The organism is Sebaldella sp. S0638, assembly GCF_024158605.1.
GTDB lineage: Bacteria > Fusobacteriota > Fusobacteriia > Fusobacteriales > Leptotrichiaceae > Sebaldella.
On the sequence record NZ_JAMZGM010000206.1, the window covers coordinates 1 to 3,059 of the forward strand.

Annotated in this window: 3 protein-coding genes; all 3 read right to left on the reverse strand. The window is 34.8% G+C overall.

Annotated elements, in window-relative coordinates; translation table 11 throughout:
- Positions 1 to 87: 87 nt before the first annotated feature.
- From NK213_RS19455 to NK213_RS19465, 3 genes are read right to left on the reverse strand one after another with little or no spacing between them, the layout of a single operon-like run.
- Positions 88 to 531 (reverse strand): MaoC/PaaZ C-terminal domain-containing protein, encoded by a 444-nt coding sequence (locus NK213_RS19455; protein ID WP_253352419.1) that lies wholly within the window; start codon positions 529 to 531, stop codon positions 88 to 90.
- A 5-nt stretch (positions 532 to 536) separates the two neighbouring features.
- Complete coding sequence (locus NK213_RS19460; RefSeq protein WP_253352422.1) at positions 537 to 1,679, reverse strand: CaiB/BaiF CoA-transferase family protein; 1,143 nt, start codon at positions 1,677 to 1,679, stop codon at positions 537 to 539.
- On the reverse strand, positions 1,666 to 2,835 hold the full coding sequence (locus NK213_RS19465; protein WP_253352424.1) for a CaiB/BaiF CoA-transferase family protein: 1,170 nt from the start codon (positions 2,833 to 2,835) through the stop codon (positions 1,666 to 1,668). Before NK213_RS19465 ends, NK213_RS19460 begins: the two co-directional genes overlap by 14 nt.
- Positions 2,836 to 3,059: the final 224 nt, after the last annotated feature.

Below are 3,059 nucleotides of genomic sequence, written 5' to 3' on the forward strand. Positions count from 1 at the left end.
ATAGATAAATCAATATATGAAAAACAAATCTTTTATTATATCAGATTTAATTTACAGACTTTCTTGCACACTCCCATAATCCCTGACTTAACTCTTTTTTTGACATAAAAGCAAGTGTTCACAAACTAACACAAGTTTTTCATCCTGATTAAAAATTTCAACTAACTCTATAACAAACCCCATGTTTTCTTTCTTGGGATGGTCTCTTTTTTCTTTTATAGTTACTGTAACAGTAATTGTATCCCCGATAAAAACAGGTGCTAAAAATCTTAATCTGTCATATCCATAAGAAAATGCAGCTGGATTTATAACATTAGCTGTCATCCCCACGCCTACACTGAATGTTAAAGTTCCATGTGCTATTCTTTGCTTAAAATCAGTTGTTTTACACCATTCTTTATCCATATGATGAGGGAAAAAATCACCTGTCTGCCCGGCATGGATAACTATATCAGTTTCTGTAATAGTTCTTCCGTAAGTTTTTCTGCTGTCACCAATAATGTAATCCTCATAATAAATCGCTTTTTCCATTTTTATTACCTCTTTTCCTTACAAAGATATTTTATGTTATGTTCTCCGATTTTTGGTGAACCCTTTTGGTTTATATATAGTTCCCTGTCTATTTTTATTGGACATCTTGTAGTTTCTATTTCAGTTTCACTGTTAACTTTAATTTTTTGAATCATGCTTAACTGTTTAAATCCTTCAGTTTCAAACAGTTTATCCCAGCTATATACATCTGAGCACCAAATATCTGCTTTTTCTAAAATTTCCAGCCAGTAGGAAGTAGTTTCAGTTTTCAAATGATGCGCAAGAATGGACTTTATTTCATCCCTTTTGGTAGACCATGTTTTTGAATCTGTATACCCTTCCAATTCTTTGCAGGAAATTAACTCTCCCAAATATGTAACAGGAACCATTGCTAAAGCAATATAACCGTCTGATGTCTCATATATCCCGTAAGGTGCCCCTATATAAGCATTTGCATTATTTATACTGCTTCTTTCAGGAAGTTCATTCCCGTCATTAAGAAATGTAGTAAATAATTCAAATTGAATATCCAGAATAGATTCCAATAAACTAACTTCTATCAACGAACCCTCGCCTTTTATTTCCCTTCTTATCAAACTTCCAAGAATTCCCTGAACTAAATGCTGTCCGGCAAACATATCAGCCACTGATAATCCGAAAGGCGTAGGAGGCTGGTTACTGTTGCCGTTTAGATAGCTCAAACCAGACACAGCCTGTACCAATAAATCCTGACCGGCTAGATCTTTCCACGGGCCTTCTTTTCCATATCCGGTAATTTCAGCATAGATGATTTTTGGATTTATTTTTTTGATTCTTTCATAGTCCAGCTTTAGTTTTTGGGAAACACCGGGTCTGAAATTAATAATCATTACATCAGACTTTTCAATTAACGGGATGAGTTTTTGGTATTCGTCATCATTTTTCAAGTCAATAGATATACCATCTTTATTCCTATTAATTGTATGAAAAATAGAACTTTCCCCGTCAATTTTCAAATTTGTTACATATAACTGCCTGCAAATATCACCGTTACCAGTTTTTTCGACTTTAATAACCTCAGCTCCTAAATCAGCCAGTCTTAAAGATGTAGAAGGCCCTGAAAGAAACTGGCTAAAGTCCAAAACTCTTATTCCTTCAAGTGGTTTCATTTTTAACTTCACCTCTTAATTTAAATTCTTTAATAATATTTTCTGTATTTTCACCCAGTTTAGGTGCCCATTTAGAAGATTTTAGTTTTTCACCGTTTATCCTGATCGGACATCTGGATGTGAAAATATCCTGACTGTCTGGTCTTTTGACATTTTGAATAAAATCTAAAATTTTGAATCCTTCTGATTCTAAAAGCTGCTGCCAATTCAGAACATCAGAACACCAGTAATCAGCTTTTTTTAGTATGTCAAGCCAGTATTCAGCGGTGTTTGTTCTGAGTTTAGCACCAATAAGCTGTTTTATTTCATCCCTGCTGTCAAACCAGCTTTCAGGATTACTATATTGTTCCAGCTCAGGAATATCCAGTATCTGCCCCAATTCTAAAACAGACCCCATGGCTAATGCAATATAATCATCAGATGTTTCATAAATACCATAAGGAGCACTTAAATATGCATGTGCATTATTATACACTGATCTTTTGGGGGCTTTTTTTCCGTCATTAAGATATGTTGTAATAACTTCAAACTGCATATCAAGAATAGATTCAAGCAGACTGACCTGAACCAGCCCTCCTTCACCTGTTTTAAATCTTCTGAATAAACAGGCTAGAATTCCTTCTGACAGATGAATTCCTGTGTAAATATCGGTTATACTCAGTGCAAACGGCATTGGAGGCTGGTTACTGTTACCATTTAGCCATGTTAAACCTGACATAGCCTGCAAAAGTAAATCCTGTCCCGGCTTTCTGGCCCACGGGCCTTCTGATCCATATCCCGTAACTGTACCGTATATGATTTTAGGATTAATTTCTCTGACTGCATCATAGCTTAACCCTATTTTATCCATAACTCCGGGTCTAAAGTTTTCAACCAAAATATCTGCCTTGGTAATAAGTTTTTTGACCATCTCAAGATCATCTTTATCTTTAAGATCACAGGTAAAACTTTCTTTATTTCTGTTTATTGTATGAAATAGTAAACTATCGTCATCAATAACCAGATTTTTCAGCTGCATAGCCCGGCTGCCGTCTCCGCCTTTAGGTCTTTCGATCTTAATAACTCTGGCACCTAAGTCAGCTAACCTTAAAGTTGCTGAAGGCCCTGCCAGATATTGACTAAAGTCTAAAATAATAATACCATCTAATAAATTCATATTATTTACTCCTAGATTTTTTATATAAATTATTTATTTTATCTAAAATATCTTTAACATTTCCGCCGTCTCTAATAAAATCCCTAACTATCTCTCCGGCATTATCCTGAAAATACAGATATCCATCATAACGTGGTCTAAGATAAGAATGTAATGGTCAAGCAAAATGGGAACATTAGGATCCAAAGAAATTGAATCTAGCCTGGTAAGGAGTAATAAACCCA

What these genes read in the sequence shown, in the direction of transcription:
- NK213_RS19465 (WP_253352424.1), bottom strand. Translation starts at nt 2,835, where the DNA reads ATGAATTTATTAGATGGTATTATTATTTTAGACTTTAGTCAATATCTG.
- NK213_RS19455 (WP_253352419.1), bottom strand. Translation starts at nt 531, where the DNA reads ATGGAAAAAGCGATTTATTATGAGGATTACATTATTGGTGACAGCAGA.
- NK213_RS19460 (WP_253352422.1), bottom strand. Translation starts at nt 1,679, where the DNA reads ATGAAACCACTTGAAGGAATAAGAGTTTTGGACTTTAGCCAGTTTCTT.